Below are 19,378 nucleotides of genomic sequence, written 5' to 3' on the forward strand. Positions count from 1 at the left end.
CAAGGGTGCCCTTTATAATTTAGTGTTGGATTTAACTTGTGCTGCCAGCCGTAAATATGTAATTCACTAAGGCCACGTCCTAACTCCCATGACTTTGACATTAAATGAATGGACGTTTATTATACAACCTATGAGATATAAAGATGAAAACAAAATTAAAGCCCTCCATCAGGCAGTAATTGATGTCACCCTTAACGAAGGATATCAAAACCTCAGTGTGGCTAAGATAGCTAAACAAGCGGGGGTTTCTCCCGCGACACTATACATTTACTATAAGGATAAGAAGGCGATGTTAGGGCAGGTTTATTTGAACATTAAGGCCCTGATTGACGCAAAGTTATTTGCAAATTTTGATCCAAAGGGAGATACAGAATTTCAGTTTAAACTGTTGCTAATGAATTATGCGACAGCACTAAATGCTTATCCGAGAGAATCGATGGTAATGGGCGTTTTTAATGAACACCCTGATATCATTCCCGATGATGTTTTTGAAACCGGCATGAACTTAGCCCAACCCATTCAGGATTTTTATGAAAAAGGATTGTTAGATCATCGTTTGCGAGCGGCGGCCCCAGAGATAGTTATTGCTTATACGTTTGAACCCATCACTAGTGTGGCCCAAATAAGGTTTAAGGAAAATCAATTACTCAGCAAAGCGGATATTCAGGTGTTAATTGAAATGGCATGGCAGGCCTGTCAGGGGGGAAGGTGAAATTAATTTGTCGGCTGGACTGCATGCTAGGATGGACATGCAGCGGATGGGCGGATTTATTTTAGAAATCGCCTTGAAAATAAGTGAATGGCCATTTATTATTGACCTGTAAGTCGGGCGCGGATCACGCGCCCTTTATTTAATCATTTAAGTGAATGCCTATTTACTTAAAACAGGGGGTAATGAAATGACTGATTTAATGAGCAAGGGTGACCTTGCGTTAGTGACCGGAATTACAGGGTATATGGCAACTTGGATTGCCAAAGATTTATTGGATCAGGGGTATCGGGTGAGGGGAACTTATCGTTCTGAAGCCAAATTACCCTTCATTAAAAAATTGTTACCCGGGATTGAATTAGTGAAGGCAGATTTAAACGGGGATGATGGTTGGGAAGAGGCGCTACGGGATGTGAAATTCTTATTTCATGTCGCTTCCCCACAAGCCGTAGCGACGGAATCCAACCGAACGGAAACCGCAATTAATGGGATTGATAACATTTTTAAATTTGCACTCGCGAGCGACAGCTTGGCAAAAATTGAGTTGACGAGTTCGGAAGCCGCAATTGCTTACGGCAAGCAAAATAAAACAGTCTATACCGAAAATGATTGGACTAATGATCAGGCCAAAGGGTTAGATGATTACATGAAGAGTAAGACGTTAGAGGAACGCCGGGCTTGGCAGCTGATCAACGATCCAAAAACCAACCCAAGAAAAATTCCAATGACCACCATTAATCCGAGCTTCGTGATTGGGCCGTCACTAGTTCCTTGGGCCCGGTATTCCGCTAAACAGGTGGAACAATTCCTAAACATGCCATTTAGTTTGCCGATGGTAGGCTATGCCGTAGATGTCCGAGACGTTGCGTTAATGCAAATTTCATTAATGAATAACTCTAAAGCAAATAACACCCGAAACTTGGCAATGGGAATTCGGATGAGTATGGCTGACGTTAAACGCTACGCCGTAGAAGATTTTAAAGATCGTGGCATTCATAGCATGCAAATTCCTATTCCAGCTTGGATATTGTGGCCATTCAGGTCCAACACCGGAATTGCTGATTTTTATCCTCGCCTAAAGGGCCAGGTCGACTATCATCCGTTACACCCAGAGTTTTATCAATATAAATATACTAATTTACAACAGTCAATGGATGATATGATGAATCAACTACTAAATGATAAGTTAATTGGCCCGAACGCTAACTAAACAGGACATGGGCTAGCTGCCACATTATTGATTGAGTGATATTTAAGGGGGAGCACTCAGATATTAGTGTCAAGTTCTATTGCTTTAATATCCTAGTGGCAATAAGCTTTGCTTTAAAATTACACTAGATATCCAAGTAGGGGCCGAGAATTCTTTTCGCCTTGGTTGCATTGTATTTTTTAATGGATAGGGGCACGAGTTTACCGTGATTATCAAAAAAAGACCGGTTATATTTTCATGGACTAACTGCGGCACTACACTAACCTCATTATTTTGAAGCTTCCTTGTCCATGGCATTAAATCTGATTGTATATTACGCGAATCGTTCCCCTCATGAATGACCTAGTAACATTAAAGTCTCAAGCTAACCCCATTAAGTGGGCGATGAATGATGGTCAAACCTATGACTTTTTATTTTCAGACAAGCAAGGTAAACCCTACTGTCTAACAACGCCTAACCGGTGGTGGAAGGCTTACAATCAAGAGTTGGTTAACCAAGGTAAACTTAAAACCACTATGACCTTCCATAAAATCAGGGCGACTGCCTTAAGTATGTTCGCAAATGACCTTAACCTACCCATTGAAGTCGTACAAAAGATTGCTGGGCATACCGATACCCAAGTGACCCAACGGTACTACATTAAAAATGATAATAGTAAGATGATGGCACTTGGTAAGCAGTTGAGTTTTGCTTAGGTTAAACACCCCTAATTCAGGGGTGTTTTTAGTTAGCATAAAATAAATTTTATTTTGGATACACTTCGTCACACAAGTTAAATTTCAGATGGTATATTACTTAGTGGAAAGAAGTTAAGGGTAAGAGTTGGAGGGACACAACGGCAATCTATGAGGTAACAGGGGATATCCATGTGAGGGTAGACAGTAACCTAGACAGATGATATCCAGATGAAGGGACCAAGATGACAGATGATTCATCTGAACTTAAGGGTGAAGTATGTCATGTCACTTTACCCACCATCTTGCACAAACCCCACCACTCTGGTATTATAGTTAACGTATGTTTCGCAATTAACTAATAAATAAACGAAAAGAGGAGTTACTATGTCAGGACACTCAAAATGGCATAACATTCAAGGCCGTAAAAACGCCCAAGATGCAAAACGTGGAAAAATTTTCCAAAAAATCTCACGTGACTTGTACCAAGCTGCAAAAGCTGGTGGAGTTGACCCGGACGGTAACCCTCAACTCCGTCTGGTAATGGAGAAGGCACGGGCTGCTAATATGCCTAAGACTAACGTGCAACGGGCCTTAGACAAGGCTTCCGGTGTTGGTGGTTCTAAGTTCGAAGAACTCACGTACGAAGGTTATGGCCCCGGTGGTACAGCAATCATGGTCTCCGTATTAACGGATAATAAGAACCGGACTGCCGCCGCTGTTCGTTCTGCCTTTACCCATCATGGTGGTTCATTAGGAACGGATGGTTCCGTTGCTTATATGTTCGATCGGAAGGGTTACATTACTATTCTTCGCGAAGACGGACTTGATAAGTCTGAAGATGATATTATGATGGACGCCTTGGATGCCGGTGCAGATGACATTCAGGTAAATGATGATGAATTCGAAATCTTTACGGATCCTGCGAGTTTACCAGAAGTTCGTGATACATTGCAGGCTAAGGGTTACGACTTAGATGCCGCTGAAGTTAAGATGATTCCAGAAAACACGACTGAAGTTCCAGAAGGTAAGATTTCTCAGTACGTTGGTTTGATTGATGAATTGAGCGAAAATGATGACGTTCAAGACGTTTATGAAGCTGCTGATTTACCCGACGATGCAGACGTTGAATAAGAATTAGTTTTAAAAAAGCCTCAGACTTAATTGTCTGAGGCTTTTTATTTTGGTCAAAAGTCACTTCGTTATCGGATATAGAACTAGGAAGGGGGATTTAGATTGGAAATTAAGACTTGGATTGCGAAGTGGCTGATGGAGGCGATGTCAGTCAGGGCATCGGATATTTATTTACGACCAACCCAAAGTGACTACCGGTGGCGGATTCGATGTCGAAATCAATTGACTGAAGAAGAATCGGTGCCAACCGCGTTTGGGCAACAAATATTAACCTACTTAAAGTTTCATGCTAATATGTCCATTACCGAAAGTCGGCGACCGCAGTTGGGGGCGTGGGAGTGGCAAATTGGGAACGAGAGGATCGAATTACGATTATCTACGGTGGGCGACTACTTAGAACGAGAATCGATGGTGATTCGCTTAATTTATCCGTTGGAACCAATGACGCTGCAATACCTTATTCCCAACCAACAACAGGAATTACAGCTTCTCACAAAACAGCGCGGGTTAATTGTCTTCGCGGGACCTACCGGATCTGGTAAAACAACTACAATGTATGCTTTGGCCAGAAGGTTAGCCCAGGATCAGATTATTTTGACCATTGAAGATCCGGTTGAAATTAAGGAACCTAATTTTTTACAGTTACAACTTAACGAGGGGGCGGGGTTAACCTATAACGAATTACTTAAGGTGGCCCTACGTCATCGGCCAGATGTCTTCATAATTGGTGAAATTCGTGACCGGCCAACTGCAAAAGCTGCTGTTCGAGCAGCATTATCTGGACACTTGGTGTTGAGTACGGTGCATGCCCGAACGGCCTCTGGAGTGCAGTCTCGGCTTCTGGATTTAGGGGCTGAACAGCGGGACTTAGAGGAAGCCCTAACTGCAGTTAGCTATCAACGCCTAATTCCAACGAAACAAGGGTTGGGGTTACTAAGTGACATTTGGCGGCCGCCATTTTCGACGGTGGAGAGGCAAATGTCAGAAGGCTGGCGACGGTGTTTAATGAGTCAAGAAGCGAAGGGAATGATCACACGTGAAGTGGCGTCGCAGTTTGCCAACGGGTAAGTGGAAGACGAGCGATCAGGGACGTTTGTTTAAACTGTTAGGTGATCTCTATCGGTCAGGGTTCTCGCTTCAGCAGGCCCTAACCTTTTTACTGACCATTAATGCTAGCCGTTTCAATGACCTGCCGGAGATCCTGGCAAAATTAAAACGGGGTTATTCCTTTTCGGATGCCGTTGTGGACTATGTAGAAGTTGATTTATTATATCAGCTACGAATTGCCGAAGAACACGGCCAGTTCGGGAAATGCTTGGAACGATTAGGACAGTTAATGGCGATGCGGGCAGAACAGAGCCGTAAGTTTAAACAATTACTTCGGTACCCAGTATTTTTGTTGGGGCTGGTGCTTTTGATTGCACTGGGTCTACAGCGATTAGTTATTCCACGGCTAAATGAGTGGTCTGAAAGGGGTCATCCTGCCCAGCCATCCATTCACTGGTGGCTGATTGGCCTATTTCTTTTTCTGTTAAGTGGATTTGCCATTATCATCCTAATGAAGCAGTCACATGTGGTTCGATTACAGTTTTACTGCCAGCTGCCCATAATTGGAAAAATATGGCGCTACTACTACGCCTATTATTTAACCCAAAATTTAAGCATGTTAGTTGGGAGTGGATTAGGAATTCACGACATTGTGAAGTTAACGTGCCAATTTAGCGACACCTCGGTTTTAGGTTACTTAGGCCGTGAATTAGCGCGGATGTTGGATACAGGTCAGTCTCCGTTAATAATTGTTGACAGGTATTCGTTTATTCCGAAGGAGTTAACTGTTTTACTCACGCAGGGGAATTCGGCACCTGATTTGGCCCGAGAACTAGGTGCCTTCTCTAAGTTGCAGTACCAATATATGGTTCAAGCGGTGGAGCAAGGCTTGGGACTCATTCAACCAATCTTATTTGGGATAATCGGTCTTGCAATTGTAGGCACCTACCTGTCACTGCTCTTACCCATGTATCATACAATTGGAGGTGTGTAAACGTGCGTAAACTACGGGGATTTACCCTAATCGAAATGGCGGTCGTTCTGTTTATTATTTCGCTGTTAGTCTTGGTGATTATTCCTAACCTATCAAGTCAGCGAAAACGAGCTAGTCAAATTCACGGGGATGCCATGACGACCGTTGTTCAAACTCAGGTTGATCTCTTTCAGGATAAAAATCAGGTTACAAGTTTAACGTTTGCTGACTTGGAGAAGGCCGGGTATCTCACAGATAAACAGGTGGCACAGGCTAAACGGGAGGGAATTGAAATTCGTGGCAGTGAGGTTGTACAAAAATAGGGGGTTCACCCTAATTGAAATGGTAATTGTACTCATGATTACTGCGGGTGCGCTAATTTTAGTTGGGCGACCTCGATTGAGTGTCACTGAACAGCAACGATCAGAAAAGTTGTTTTGGGAGAGCTTGAGCTCATATTGGTTAGAAACTCGGGGATTAGCCATTAAAAATCGGGAACGGGTTGCATTAATCTTTGACGAGCGAAACCACCGGGTATACATGGAAGCTGCCAACGGTGAAGTACAGAAGGGGATTACTGTACCGGATTCCCTGCACCTTACGAAAAAAAGCTTTGCTGGGGCTAACGTTCATTTTAATGCCGATGGGTGGGCTAACCCCCAGACAATTTTTTGGCAGTCGCAGCTTACCCGTCAAGAAATTCGGCTTACAGTTCAACTGGGAGGAAGGGTTTATTATCTTAAAACGTAAACGGGGGTATTTATCATTAGATGCACTATTAGGTTTAATTCTTGTCTCGGGAACATTGCTGATGGGAATTAGTTACCTTTACCAGATGACTCATCTAGAACAATTGGAGTTAAAGCGGGTCAGGACCGGGCGACAACGTAAAGAACGGGTTGATCGTCAACGGATCTTGAAGGAAAAATGAGATTACGGGGCTTTACACTAGTAGAAACCTTATTTGCACTGGTTTTAACGGCCCTCGTTATGCTAACCGTGCAAATGGGAGTGACGAGTTTAAAAACGGTCGATAACCAGCACACAGAGTTGAACTGGTACGAAACGGTAGCCGAGTTAGAATCGAAACGGTTAAACCTCTCGCTTTTAGGGGTCAAATCACATGCCTTAACCTTAATGGATGGTCGCCAACATAACGTTCGTTCACTAAATATTGATTCACATAGGGTACTAAGGCTTGAGTCAGGATATGAACCCTTAATGACGGATGTTCGGCAAATCACATTTAAACAAATTAAAAAATCACAATTAGTCCAGGTGACCATAAATTTAATGAATGGAGAGAGGTATCAAACCCAACTGTGCTTTCAAAAAAGTTTAAGTCAAACTTCAGACAAAAAGGATTCGTAACGTTCATGGCATTAGTCTTTATGCTATTTATGTCTTCAGTTATTCTATTTGCAAATCAAAGTTACGAATCACGCGTATTAGAATATCATCGGTTGGAAAAAAGTTATGGTGTTATTTTAAAAGATTAGTGTGACTAAATTCACAATATTAAATTGATGCAGTGATTTTTCAAACTTTAGTCAGCTAAGATTGATTGATAGAAAGGCGATTTCAGGAATTAGCAAAATGGAGAAAGAGTCCGCTTGAATTAGTGAAGATAAATCTGTAAGATAGGTAGGAGAAATAGATGCATAAGTCTTCGGAAAGGGGCGACTCATTCTGACTCAGGAACAGACTGAATCGTTATTTAAAGTGCTTAATGAATCAGCTAAAACATTAGAAGGTGTTTTACAAACTTCTTATTTAGATGCGTTCATTGAGACGGGTAATAACTTGCTGAACGGTGGCGAAGTTCAGATTGAAGATGGTCTTCCATCGGAAAAAACGGTAAAAGAGTTACAGACCCTGTATTCAGAGGCCGATTATCGGCAAATGGATGCAGAATCTGTCCGTCGAGCAATTCAGCTTTGCATGCTGGCTGCCATTAAGGATGATGATATTCAGGCCAACCATCAGCTTACACCTGATACGTTAGCTTATATTATGGGGTATTTAGTGAGTCGGATCGAAAAGGATCGGAGTCATTTAACTATTCTAGATCCCGCGGTAGGAACCGGAAACTTATTAACGGCAGTGATCAATCAATTAAAACCCGTTGTTGCTGGTGAAATTGATGGTTTTGGCATTGATAATGATGACACACTATTATCAGTGGCTGGGATTAGTGCGGCCATGCAACGGCTCTCCGTTGATTTAGTTCATCAGGATGCAATGGAAACAATGATGGTGAAGAAGGCCGATCTAATTGTTTCGGACCTGCCAATTGGCTATTATCCAATTGATGAAAACGTCGTTAACTTCGACACCCATGCGGAATCAGGCCATTCATACGTTCATCATCTGTTCTTGGAACAGTCGGTTAAACAGCTGGTGGATGGTGGGATCGGCGTTTTCTTGGTTCCGGCTCAGCTATTTCAATCAGAAGAGTCTGCCGGCTTATTGAAGTGGATGCAGAGTTCTGCTTACCTTCAAGGGTTGCTAACCTTGCCTAGTGAGTTATTTATCAACGCTAGTGCACGTAAATCAATTTTGATTTTACAAAAATCAGGAAACGGCGCTAAGCAGGCCAAAAAAGTTATGCTAGGTGAATTTCCATCGTTTAAGGACCAAGAAGCCTTTCAAAAATTTATCGCTGAAATCGTGCAGTGGGAAGAACGCACATTACTTTCGGATCATTAAAACTAAAGGAGAATTTAGGTTATGGGAAAATCACTTGCAGTTAACGCTGGTAGCTCAACGTTAAAATTCAAACTATTCGATATGCCATCGGAAACCGTCATTGCGGATGGTGTGATTGATCGGTTGGGGTTAGGTAACTCCAACGTTGAAATTAAGTACGGCGACGGTCAAAAATATGAATCTGTTGAGGACGTTAAGGATCATGAGGCAGCAATCCAATTGATGCTGGATTCATTAATTAACTTAAAGATTTTGGGCAGCTATGATGAAATTACGGGGGTTGGTCACCGGGTGGTAGCCGGAGGCGAAATCTTCAAGGATACCACGGTTATCGATGCGGAAGTCGTTAAGCAAATTGAAAGCTTAGCAGAATACGCCCCCCTGCATAATCCGGCGAACGTTCAAGGAATTAAGGCAATTCACAAGATTTTACCGGACGTCTTTAGCGTGGCGGTGTTTGATACAGCCTTCCACACAACGATGCCAGCCGTTAACTACATGTACGGGATTCCATACGAATACTACGAGAAGTATGGTGCCCGGAAGTATGGCGCCCATGGAACAAGCCACCGATACGTTGCTGGTCGTGCTGCTGAGATGCTGGGTCGGCCATTAGAAGACTTAAAGCTGATTACGATGCACATCGGAGCCGGGGGTTCAATTACGGCGATTAAGGATGGTAAGTCTTACGATACATCCATGGGCTTTACGCCGTTAGCCGGAATTGAAATGGCGACACGATCGGGTGACGTTGATCCCTCGTTAATTGCATACCTAATGAACAAACTGGATATTACTGACTCTAGTGATATGCTGAAGATCCTAAATAAGAAATCCGGGTTACTCGGGGTTTCTGGTGTATCCGCTGATATGCGGGATCTGGAAAAGGTTCAAGATGAAAATGAACGGGCAAAGTTAGCTCGGGATATCTTCATTAACCGAATTGTTCGCTACGTTGGTGGCTACCTAGCTGAACTTGGTGGCGCCGATGCCGTTGTCTTCACCGCTGGAGTCGGTGAAAATGATATTGGAATTCGGCAGGAAGTTGCTGATAAATTAAACGTCTTTGGGATTGCTGTCGATCCAGAAAAGAACCATGTTCGGGGCGTTGAACGTGATCTTAGTGCGGATGGTTCAACGATTAAAACCCTATTGATTCCAACAAACGAAGAACTCATGATTGTTCGGGATATTGAACGATTACGAAATGACCAAAAATAAATCTAATTTAAAAGGGAGGCCGCCAGTGAATTCTAGCGACCTCCCTTTTGTGTGGCCATCATTTGTCGTTCAAAATAAGGTGAATAACTTTCATCTTATTAAAAATAAAGTGAATGAACTGGTGAAATAACGGGATTTTGCCCCGTTTTTGTCAGTCGAGCGTCGAGTTGGTTTCCTTTTGCTCACTATTTGATCCCGCTATAATATTGATATTGAGGGAGTGATAATAATGAAGGAGCAAGGGAAAGCATCAACCAATGACCATTTATCAAGGGGATTACGGAAGCGGCACGTCCAGTTAATTGCCCTCGGTGGCACTATTGGAACGGGATTATTTTTAGGGTCGGGGAGCTCCATCCATTCGGCCGGACCGTCGATTTTAATTGCCTATTTTATTACGGGGGTCATTTGCTTTTTATTAATGCGCGGCCTGGGGGAACTGTTGCTCTCAGATCTAAACGCCAATTCGTTTATTTACTTTATTCAAAAGTATCTCGGAGAAAAATGGGGATTTGTAACGGGGTGGACATATTGGATTTGTTGGATCACCATCGCAATGGCTGAAATTACAGCCTCTGGATTATATATGCAGTTTTGGTTTCCACACTTACCCCAGTGGGTAACGGCTGTCGTTATGCTCGCAGTACTGTTACTGTTAAATTCAGTGACGGTTAAGGCATTTGGCGAAACCGAATTTTGGTTTTCAATTATTAAAATTGTGGCCATTATGGGTTTAATCATTGCCGGTATCATCATGGTTCTGATCCATTTCAAAACGCCTGTCGGTTATGCGAGTGTAACCAATTTATTTTCTCACGGCTTTTTTGCCCACGGCGCAAAAGGGTTTCTCCTCTCGTTTCAAATGGTGATGTTTAGTTTCGTAGGGATTGAAATGGTGGGAATGACCGCTTCAGAAACGGCCGATCCCGATCAAGTCTTACCGGAAGCCATTAATGAAATCCCCATGCGGATTATTTTATTTTACGTGGGATCACTAATGGCCCTAATGTGTATTTATCCCTGGATGTATATTTCACCAAACTCAAGTCCGTTTGTTCAGGTCTTTCAAAGTGCGGGGGTAAGGGGGGCGGCGGCCATCATTAACTTTGTGGTTTTGACAGCTGCGGCCAGCGCCTGTAATAGTTCCATTTTCACCACCGGAAGAATGTTGTTTTCCCTCACGTATCAGGGGAAAAGTCGGTTTTCAAAACGGGTGGGTACCCTATCAAGAACTCAGGTCCCAGTCCACGCCCTCCGGTTTTCAACGTTAGTCATTGCCTTAGCGGCGGTCCTAAACTTTATCATGCCAGGCAAGGTTTTTACGTTGGTTGCGAGTGTGGCAACAACCGCTTTCCTGTTCATTTGGGGAGCTATTATGGTGGCCCACTTAAAGTATCGGCGGTCCTTAACCCCCGAAGAAACGGCTAAACTCCCGTTTAAAATGCCATGGTACCCCTTGTCAGACTACGTTGTCATTGGGTTTATGATTTTTGTTGCCGTTATTTTGCTTTTTGAAACGTCGACGTTATTGGCCTTAATTGGAGCGGTAATCTGGATTGGCGGTTTGTATTTCTTTAAAGCGGGTGAAGAACGTGCGGCCAAAAATAATCATATTGAAGAATAAATTTTCAACCAGGGAAGCGTGTCGGGCTTCCTTGGTTTTTTATTTTGATATTAACGAAAAGTAGGCAACCCATGCTAAACGTGCTACCATTAGGCAAGAAGGGGTGATCGCAATGAAGACGATGGTTTTAGCTGGTCAAGAAGTGCCAGCAATTGGAATTGGAACTTGGAATATGGGTGATAACCCAGCCAAGCGGAATCAGGAACTTGAAGCAATTCAGGCGGGATTAGATGCGGGTGCTCGGGTAATTGATACGGCAGAAATGTACGGAAACGGATGCTCAGAATCTCTAGTCGGGGAAGCTATAAGTTCTTATCATCGGTCGGATTTGTTTTTGATTTCTAAGGTGTTACCCCAGAATTCATCACGAGAAAGGTTGGAGCCAGCACTGGATGCGACCTTAAGACGGCTTCAAACGAATTACTTAGATCTGTACCTTTTGCACTGGCGGGGTTCCATTCCTCTAGAGGAGACGATCCATTAATTAGAGCTCATGAAAGACATCGGGAAAATCAGAGCTTGGGGAGTTTCCAACTTTGATGTTCAGGACTTGGAGGAGCTAGCCAAGGCCCCAGGTGGAAATCACGTCGCGGCCAACGAGGACCTCTATAACCTTGGTAGTCGGGGTATCGATTTTGACCTGGTAGCCTATCAAAGCCAACGGCAGATCCCCTTAATTGCCTATTCGCCCGTTGCCAATGGTGATCAACTGGGAGCTCAATTAACCCAGAATGATTCAGTTCAAAGGGTCGCCACCCGACACCATGCGACTCGGTATCAAGTGTTACTCGCTTGGACCATCAGAAACGGGGAGACATTAACCATCCCTAAGGCTAGTTCAGTCGACCACATGTTGGGGAATATGGCAGCCGGGCAATTAACGTTGACGGAGTTGGACCTCTTGGAATTGGATCGGGCTTACCCTGAACCAACTCAGAAGCAGCCGTTAGCAGTTCTTTAAAGGAGCTTAGTATGCAGTATTTTACGTCAGATACCCATTTTTTTCATAAGGACCTGTTAGGCATGAGCCAGTTTGCGCCACGACCTTTTGATTCGGTGGAAGAAATGAATGAGTTAATCATTAAAAATTGGAATGATCGGGTTAAACCGACCGATACGGTTTATCATTTAGGTGATATCGCCCTTTACTTTACCAAGCCTGCCCGTTTGTCAAACGAAGCTGTACTTGATGTTTTAATGCGGTTAAACGGGTACCTCGTCCTGATTAAGGGTAACCATGATAGCCGGGACTTGTTTAAATTTTTGGCCGCCCATAACCCAGAGTTGGATGGAAAACCAAAGTTTGAATTTCATGACGTGGGGGTTCTCATTAAGTATGACCATCGGCAATACTATTTGACGCATTACCCAATGATGCTCGGAATCGTCAACCAAATTATTAATTTACATGGCCACATTCATCACTATGCCGTTCCGGTAAAGGAAAACATTAACGTTGGGGTCGATACCCCAGAGGTTAGCTACTTGGACCACGACGTTCCGTTTGGAGCCCCGTTTTCTTTGACTGAAATCGAACAAATGGTGAACGGTAAGGCCAAAGCGTATCAAGATCGAGAATAGGAGGAAACCAGTGGAGCAAATTACCATTTTGCATACGAATGATTTACACTCGCATTTTGAAAATTGGCCCCGAATTCGGCGTTACTTACAAGCTACCCAGAGGGAAATTCAGGAACAGCATCAGACTGTACTGACCTTTGACCTGGGTGATCACTGCGACCGAGTTCATCCGTTAACGGAGGCCACGGGAGGTCACATTAACGTTCAACTATTGAATCAAATTCATTACGATGGGGTAACGATTGGTAATAACGAAGGATTGGGGTTTAATCATGCCCAACTTGATCACCTCTATGACAACGCTAACTTTGATGTGATATTGGGTGATATTCGTGATGAAAAAACGAATCGAGTGCCGGATTGGGCCATTGACCATAAACTCATTACGGAGCCATCAGGGACCCGGATTCTGGTGCTGGGATTAACGGCGCCGTATCTCTTAACTTACCCGCTTGTTGGCTGGCGGCCAGAATCCGTTATGGCAGCTTTGTCCGAGTTATTAGACGCTTACCGGGATCGGGCTGATTTATGTATTTTACTGTCCCATTTAGGGTTAGACGTGGATCGCCAGATTGCCAAACGATTTCCTCAGATCCAGATTATTATTGGTAGCCATACCCATCACTTATTAGAAAACGGTGAGGTAGTCAACGACTCTTTATTGGCGGCTGCAGGTAAGTGGGGGGAATACGTGGGGAGAATTGATTTATCGGTTGACGATCAACATCAGTTAGTTTCGGCCTCTGCAAGCGTCACTGCAGTAAGGACGTTACCCGTGTTAGCGGAAGATCAGTCGGAAATTGATCATTACGAAGAGCTTGGTGAGGAACTGCTCAGTGAACGAGAAATTGCCGCATTACCAATGCCAATGGTTGCTCAGCCAAAGGGTCAGCCCCAAATTATCACGGTGGGTCTACAAGCCATTGCGGAGTACGCTCATACGGATGCGGCAATTTTGAACTCCGGCTTATTTTTAAGTGGGCTGCCCGAGGGAATTGTTAATGCTAACCAGCTGCACCAGATTTTGCCCCATGCAATTCACGTCATGAAAGTCACCTTAACCGGGTACGATGTTTGGCGATTAGTTAATGAAATGGAGTCATGCCGTCAGTTTTTACGGCATTTTCCCATTAAAGGGATGGGATTTCGTGGTAAAATTTTTGGTGAGATTAATTATTTGGGAATTCAATTTGATGAAACGACTGGCCGGGTGACCTGGCGGGGAGAAGATTTAAATCCTCATCGACGGTACACCATTGCAATGCTAGATAACTATCTTTTTATTCCCTTTTTCCCAACCATTAAATTGGTAGGGACAGCTGAAATTTTGTTTAATCAACTATTACGGGATGTGGTTGGGCACTATTTAGCTAACCACTACCCCATAGAAGGAGGCCGTAGAAAAACAGATGGATCGTAAACAATTGGAGGAACTAGTAGCAGAACAAAAGGCCGTTGCCTCCGCTGCCGCTGAAGTGGTCCGTGAGTCACCGGAAGCCTTAACCATTAATGGTCATCCGTACGAATTAGTGGCCGATCACCGAGAAGCGTTTAACGAGGAAGCGTTAGCGGAACGTTTTAATACGGTATTGAGCCATTTTGATTATATCGTCGGGGACTGGGGCTTTGAACAGCTTCGCCTGAAGGGATTTTATAGTGATGATCGGCACGGTTCAAAGGAAGACGCCATTAGCTCGCTTGAGGATTACTTAATTGAATACTGTAATTTTGGCTGTGCTTACTTTGTTTTGCATAATTTAGACGTGAAGGAACCAAGTAAATCCCGAAACAAGCAGCGGCCGCGGCGGCGAACAAACAAGAAACGATCGGACAACCAACGTTCTGAAAAATCTAACGCTAAATCCCAACCCGCTAATAGTGAGACGAACCGAACCGCCTCTAAATCCAACCGACGCCGGCGGAATAAGAAAAACGCTAAACACGCCTATACTCAGGAACACGTTGAGGGAAACCAGCACACCGTCGATAAAAGGCAGAATATGGTTGCGGTTGAAAGCGGCGGTCAGGGCAAGCGCCACTTTACCATTCGTAAAAAAGATAATTCAAACCCGAACGGAGCCGATAAATAGTGACTAAGTATAAAGCTTACTTTATTGATTTAGATGGAACCATTTACGCGGGGAAAACACGGTACCCTGCAGCTAAACGGTTTATTGAACGGCTTCAAGCTGCGGGGACCCCGTTCTTATTCGTCACGAATAATACAACGAAGTTACCCGAGGACGTGGTGAAAAACCTCGCCGATAATCATGATATTCACGTTAGCGTGGATAACGTTTATACGGCTGGGCTAGCAACGGCGGATTACCTTGACGAACAGGCGACAAGCGGCCCCCGGACCGTTTACGTTATTGGTGAAGCCGGGTTAAAAAGGGCGTTGCTTGCTAAACGGTTTATAATCGACGAAGTAACGCCACGGTACGTCGTAGTTGGTCTGGATTCAGACGCTACCTATCATAAATTTGCCACTGCGACGTTAGCCATTCAACGGGGGGCCACGTTTATCGGGACGAATTCTGATTCGAATATTCCAAAGGAACAGGGACTGATGCCTGGTGCGGGATCGTTGGTTAAAATGGTTGAGTACGCTACCCAGCAAAGGGCGTTCTATATCGGTAAGCCAGAAGCCATTATTATGACTAAGGCCCTATCCCGAATGAACCTTCGACCAGAGGATGTCGTCATGGTAGGGGACAACTATAATACGGACATTAAGGCCGGCCAAAACGTTGGAATGGATACTTTGTTGGTGTATACGGGAGTGTCAACCCCTGAACAAATGGCGTTGGTTGATAGGAAACCAACCCATGCCATTAAATCTTTGGATGACTGGAAGCTGGACTAATTATGAATAGGGTAAAACGATTCCTGCTTTGGGTCTGCCTCGTTCTTTGCGCCTTAACGTTAGCCATCTTTTTAACCATTAACAGCTTTTGGCTTTATCGCATTGATAGCCATCAGCTGGGAATTTTGCGGCAGGTGGGTTTATCGAGTTCGGAAATGATGAAGAACTACCACCAAATGTTGGGTTACCTTGAATTACCGTGGGTCACCACGCTAAAGATGACTAATTTTAGAACTTCTTATACGGGAGCGGTTCACTTCCACGACGTTAAACAGCTGTTTTTGCTGAATAACGGGGTTTTATTATTGACTTGTCTTCCTGCCGGTTATTTTCTCTATGATCTTTACCGATCCAAGGAACAGTGGCGGTTAATTCAACCTTTGAAGGTGATTTTTGTCCTTCCGCTGGTGCTAGCGGCGATGATGCTGGTTAGTTTTAACGACTTCTTTATTGCATTTCACGAAGTTCTCTTTCGTAATACGGATTGGATTTTTGATCCCGCTTTGGATCCCATTATTAATGCACTCCCAGATACCTTCTTTTTGCACTGTTTTATTCTGTTTTTTTTGCTATTTGAAGGTATGGTTACCGCTGGCATTTTATGGGGAAAACGTGAATTTAAGGGACAAAAAAAGGCTGACCTTTAGGGTCAGCCTTTTGATTTAGTCTTCTGGATCCGCCTTAGGGGTAGAATGCATCTTGCCCCGGAGAAATCCGATCACAGCAGGAATTAAGGAGATAACGATAATTCCTAATATGATAATTGAAAAGTGCTCTTTAACGACCTTGAAGTTCCCGAAGAAGTAACCGGCGCCACAGCAGAGGGCTACCCAACAGATTGCCGCACTGACGTTATATTTAATGAACCGCCGGTACGGAAATTCTGACCCGGCTGAAACAAACGGGACGAACGTTCTAATGATGGGCATGAAACGACCTAGGAAGATCGCAATTGGACCATGCTGTTTAAAGAACTGTTCAGACTGCTGAAGTTTATCCTTATTAATCAGTTTGCCAAATAGTGAGTTATTTGAGAGTGCTGAACCGGCCTTTTGCCCCAGGTAAAAATTAAGGGAGTCGCCAGCAATTGCCGCAATAAGGAAGGCCGCCACAAAGATCCAGATGTTTAAGCCGTAAGCGGCGTTTGCCGCAAGTGCCCCCGCAGCGAAAAGAAGTGAATCGCCGGGTAGAAATGGCAGGATTACGGCACCTGTTTCAACTAAGATGATGGCAAAGAGGATCAGGTAGGTCCATCCTCCAAAAGTATTAACGATATTAACTAAGTGTTTGTCAACGTGTAAAACAAAATCAATCAGATTCCCCATACTGGTTCCTTTCTGGTGTTTCACCGATAGATATTTCTTAACCTCAGTAGTTTATCAGATTATTTGGTCAGAATGTATCTTTAGTACCTTAATTTCAATAAAACTTTAGTTGTTTACCGGTAGGGGTCGTCCTGCTCTTTAGGATCGGCATGGGCTAAACGGGATGCAGCTGCAGCAGCAACGGCCCCCACTAAATCGTCTAAGAAAGTATGGATTTCTCCGGGTTTATGGGCGTTAAGCTTGGTTAAAATTCCGGGTTTGACCTTATCAATATAACCGTAATTAGTGAAGCCGATTGAGCCGTAAACGTTAACGATGGATAAAGCCATGGTTTCATCGACGCCATACAATCCTTCATCACGTTCAATAATGGTTTGAAGCGGCTGTAAAAGCTGGTTTTTTTCGGCGCTGACGTCTAACTGAATTCCTGTAATTACGGCATTTTGAACTTCACGTTTGCTTAAAACGGCCTGAACACTGTCAATAGCCATGTCCATTGTGAGTCCCTTAATGTAATCTTTCTGGAGAAAGATGACTAATTCCCCAATGTCAGTTAAACTAACGCCCCTTTCCTTTAGTAATTCAATAGTGCGTTCACGAAGTCGAGTATCGGGTTTTGTCATGTTAAAACATCCTTTCGGTAATTTTACTATATGACAAAGGTAACTCTCCCATTGATGGGTTGCAATGATGACGTATTACTATGGAGTCAAACAATGAATAAATTAGTATCTCGTTTAGGATCCGTATGATAATATTGAAACGAATAATGGATTCAGCGGTCATATGAATTAAAACTTGGAGGTAACGACATGGCAGAATATCCACAATTGAGTTTAGCTCAGCAAAAGGGTCCAAAGGTAACTCTGAAAACAACGATGGGGGATGTCACGATTCAGTTGTTCCCAGAACAAGCACCAAAAACGGTAGAAAACTTTGTGGGCTTAGCCAAGAAGAACTATTACGACGGCGTCATTTTTCACCGAATTATCCCTGACTTTATGATCCAGGGTGGTGACCCAACCGGAACTGGGATGGGCGGCGAAAGTCTCTGGGGGAACACGTTTGAAGATGAGTTCTCAAATGAACTGTTTAACCTTCGCGGGGCGTTATCAATGGCTAATGCAGGCCCGGGTACAAACGGCAGCCAATTTTTCATCGTTCAAAATCAAAATCTCGATTCCCGCATGGTGGAACAAATGAAGGATGCCGGTTATCCGGATGACATCATTGAAGCTTACAAGCAGGGGGGAACTCCATGGCTTGATCATCACCATACGGTTTTTGGTCAAGTAATTGATGGAATGGATGTTATTGATCAAATGGCTAAGGTAAAAACAGATATGTCTGATAAGCCGGAACAAGATATTGTGATCGAAAGTGTAGACGTAGAAGATTAAGTTGGGGATGAGTTCGAAATGACAAGTTACCAAATTGGTATGCGAGTTCATGGTCGAATAACTGGAATTCAGCCATATGGCGCATTTGTTGACCTAGGTGATCATCAACAAGGACTAATTCACATTTCTGAGTGTCATCAAGGCTTTGTCCGCGATATTCATGATTATCTATCCGTTAATCAAGAAATCGATGTGATCATTTTAGATATCGATGAATATTCAGGGAAGATTAGTCTCTCGCTAAGGTGCCTTGAGGAACAAGGGGAACCCGGGAAACCAGTTAATTTGACTCATAAACACTATTGGACTAATCGAAATGTTAATATCGGGTTTACGCCAATCGCCAATCAACTGGATGGCTGGCGCAAGAAAGCCTACCAAACCTTTGTAACTCAAAACTAAGTCATTCGCCATAAACAGGCCGGTATGTAAATCCAATTGTCAGGTCATTGGGTTAGCATACTAGCCTGTTTTTTTATCGAATAATATTTGCTAAACCTAATGAAATCATATCGTTAATGAAGAGTTATTCCGGGTTGGAGACGCCAACCCTTAACGCAAAGTTGAATTCAGTATGGGGTTAAATTTGAAGATTAGTTTGTTAGATTGCAATTTTATGCAATTTGATCTTGACGTCATTCAAGAAACTTGATATTATATTTTCTGTTGCCAAGAAAGCTAACGGGTGACAAGCAATGAGAACGATAATTAAATCCAAAAAGAGCTTGACACTTAGTTAGCAACATGGTATTCTAATTAACGTTGTCGACGTGATGAAACAGTAAAACATGAATTAATATTCATTCACAGGAAATATTAATTCAAAAAAGTTGTTGACATCATTTGAAAGACATGTTAAACTAATTAAGTTGCTTCGGCAATTTAAACAAGTAGACCTTTGAAA

21 protein-coding genes and 1 pseudogene are annotated in these 19,378 nt (G+C 43.4%); 20 read left to right on the forward strand and 2 right to left on the reverse strand.

All coding sequences use genetic code 11. The features are described from left to right. The first annotated feature begins 130 nt into the window (after window positions 1–130). The 18 genes and pseudogenes from DCM90_RS09170 to DCM90_RS09255 all read left to right on the forward strand — a co-directional run bounded on the left by DCM90_RS09170 (window position 131) and on the right by DCM90_RS09255 (window position 16,396). A complete protein-coding gene (locus tag DCM90_RS09170; RefSeq protein ID WP_165815264.1) occupies window positions 131–712 on the forward strand; it encodes a TetR/AcrR family transcriptional regulator in 582 nt (193 codons plus the stop codon). Window positions 713–899: 187 nt separating this feature from the next. Continuing rightward, window positions 900–1,919, forward strand: a complete 1,020-nt coding sequence (locus DCM90_RS09175) for an NAD-dependent epimerase/dehydratase family protein (protein ID WP_109251061.1) — start codon at window positions 900–902, stop codon at window positions 1,917–1,919. A 333-nt stretch (window positions 1,920–2,252) separates the two neighbouring features. Then, window positions 2,253–2,615, forward strand: coding sequence for a tyrosine-type recombinase/integrase (locus tag DCM90_RS09180; RefSeq protein WP_133244336.1), 363 nt, complete (start codon window positions 2,253–2,255; stop codon window positions 2,613–2,615). Window positions 2,616–2,981: 366 nt separating this feature from the next. Then, on the forward strand, window positions 2,982–3,728 hold the full coding sequence (locus DCM90_RS09185) for a YebC/PmpR family DNA-binding transcriptional regulator (RefSeq protein WP_109251063.1): 747 nt from the start codon (window positions 2,982–2,984) through the stop codon (window positions 3,726–3,728). Window positions 3,729–3,830: 102 nt separating this feature from the next. Then, window positions 3,831–4,796 (forward strand): competence type IV pilus ATPase ComGA, encoded by a 966-nt coding sequence (comGA, locus tag DCM90_RS09190; RefSeq protein ID WP_225366019.1) that lies wholly within the window; start codon window positions 3,831–3,833, stop codon window positions 4,794–4,796. Further along, window positions 4,765–5,769 carry a type II secretion system F family protein gene (locus DCM90_RS09195; RefSeq protein WP_109251064.1) on the forward strand — a complete coding sequence of 335 codons (1,005 nt, stop codon included), beginning with the start codon at window positions 4,765–4,767 and terminating at the stop codon, window positions 5,767–5,769. The genes comGA and DCM90_RS09195 overlap by 32 nt, the downstream gene beginning before the upstream one ends. 2 nt (window positions 5,770–5,771) lie before the next feature. Next, a complete protein-coding gene (gene comGC, locus DCM90_RS09200; protein ID WP_109251065.1) occupies window positions 5,772–6,071 on the forward strand; it encodes a competence type IV pilus major pilin ComGC in 300 nt (99 codons plus the stop codon). Beyond that, entirely contained in the window at window positions 6,052–6,498 is a 447-nt protein-coding gene (locus DCM90_RS09205) for a type II secretion system protein (RefSeq protein WP_225366022.1), read from the forward strand. The genes comGC and DCM90_RS09205 overlap by 20 nt, the downstream gene beginning before the upstream one ends. A gap of 177 nt (window positions 6,499–6,675) precedes the next feature. After that, on the forward strand, window positions 6,676–7,119 hold the full coding sequence (locus DCM90_RS09210; RefSeq protein ID WP_109251067.1) for a prepilin-type N-terminal cleavage/methylation domain-containing protein: 444 nt from the start codon (window positions 6,676–6,678) through the stop codon (window positions 7,117–7,119). A 318-nt stretch (window positions 7,120–7,437) separates the two neighbouring features. Next, on the forward strand, window positions 7,438–8,457 hold the full coding sequence (locus DCM90_RS09215) for a class I SAM-dependent methyltransferase (RefSeq protein ID WP_191981037.1): 1,020 nt from the start codon (window positions 7,438–7,440) through the stop codon (window positions 8,455–8,457). A gap of 21 nt (window positions 8,458–8,478) precedes the next feature. Continuing rightward, on the forward strand, window positions 8,479–9,678 hold the full coding sequence (locus tag DCM90_RS09220) for an acetate/propionate family kinase (protein WP_109251069.1): 1,200 nt from the start codon (window positions 8,479–8,481) through the stop codon (window positions 9,676–9,678). A gap of 229 nt (window positions 9,679–9,907) precedes the next feature. Then, complete coding sequence (locus tag DCM90_RS09225; protein WP_109251070.1) at window positions 9,908–11,302, forward strand: amino acid permease; 1,395 nt, start codon at window positions 9,908–9,910, stop codon at window positions 11,300–11,302. A gap of 112 nt (window positions 11,303–11,414) precedes the next feature. Then, window positions 11,415–12,263: pseudogene (locus DCM90_RS09230) on the forward strand (aldo/keto reductase). 11 nt (window positions 12,264–12,274) lie between these two features. Further along, window positions 12,275–12,883: a metallophosphoesterase family protein gene (locus DCM90_RS09235; protein WP_109251071.1), complete on the forward strand. Its 609-nt coding sequence runs from the start codon at window positions 12,275–12,277 to the stop codon at window positions 12,881–12,883. Window positions 12,884–12,893: 10 nt separating this feature from the next. Continuing rightward, on the forward strand, window positions 12,894–14,303 hold the full coding sequence (locus DCM90_RS09240; RefSeq protein WP_109251072.1) for a bifunctional metallophosphatase/5'-nucleotidase: 1,410 nt from the start codon (window positions 12,894–12,896) through the stop codon (window positions 14,301–14,303). Further along, window positions 14,293–14,973 (forward strand): YutD family protein, encoded by a 681-nt coding sequence (locus tag DCM90_RS09245; protein WP_109251073.1) that lies wholly within the window; start codon window positions 14,293–14,295, stop codon window positions 14,971–14,973. The genes DCM90_RS09240 and DCM90_RS09245 overlap by 11 nt, the downstream gene beginning before the upstream one ends. After that, on the forward strand, window positions 14,973–15,749 hold the full coding sequence (locus DCM90_RS09250; protein WP_109251074.1) for a TIGR01457 family HAD-type hydrolase: 777 nt from the start codon (window positions 14,973–14,975) through the stop codon (window positions 15,747–15,749). The genes DCM90_RS09245 and DCM90_RS09250 overlap by 1 nt, the downstream gene beginning before the upstream one ends. 2 nt (window positions 15,750–15,751) lie before the next feature. Beyond that, a complete protein-coding gene (locus DCM90_RS09255; RefSeq protein WP_109251075.1) occupies window positions 15,752–16,396 on the forward strand; it encodes a TIGR01906 family membrane protein in 645 nt (214 codons plus the stop codon). 15 nt (window positions 16,397–16,411) lie between these two features. Here DCM90_RS09255 and DCM90_RS09260 read toward each other — a convergent pair whose 3' ends face one another. Next, window positions 16,412–17,074 (reverse strand): VTT domain-containing protein, encoded by a 663-nt coding sequence (locus tag DCM90_RS09260; protein WP_109251076.1) that lies wholly within the window; start codon window positions 17,072–17,074, stop codon window positions 16,412–16,414. Window positions 17,075–17,187: 113 nt separating this feature from the next. After that, entirely contained in the window at window positions 17,188–17,697 is a 510-nt protein-coding gene (locus DCM90_RS09265; protein WP_109251077.1) for a phosphatidylglycerophosphatase A family protein, read from the reverse strand. A 189-nt stretch (window positions 17,698–17,886) separates the two neighbouring features. Between DCM90_RS09265 and DCM90_RS09270 the strand changes: the two genes are divergently transcribed. Beyond that, entirely contained in the window at window positions 17,887–18,474 is a 588-nt protein-coding gene (locus DCM90_RS09270; protein ID WP_109251078.1) for a peptidylprolyl isomerase, read from the forward strand. Between the two features lie 18 nt (window positions 18,475–18,492). Continuing rightward, window positions 18,493–18,876, forward strand: a complete 384-nt coding sequence (locus tag DCM90_RS09275; protein WP_109251079.1) for a CvfD/Ygs/GSP13 family RNA-binding post-transcriptional regulator — start codon at window positions 18,493–18,495, stop codon at window positions 18,874–18,876. Window positions 18,877–19,378: the final 502 nt, after the last annotated feature.

Source organism: Levilactobacillus bambusae (genome assembly GCF_003124125.1).
Taxonomy (GTDB): Bacteria; Bacillota; Bacilli; order Lactobacillales; family Lactobacillaceae; genus Levilactobacillus; species Levilactobacillus bambusae.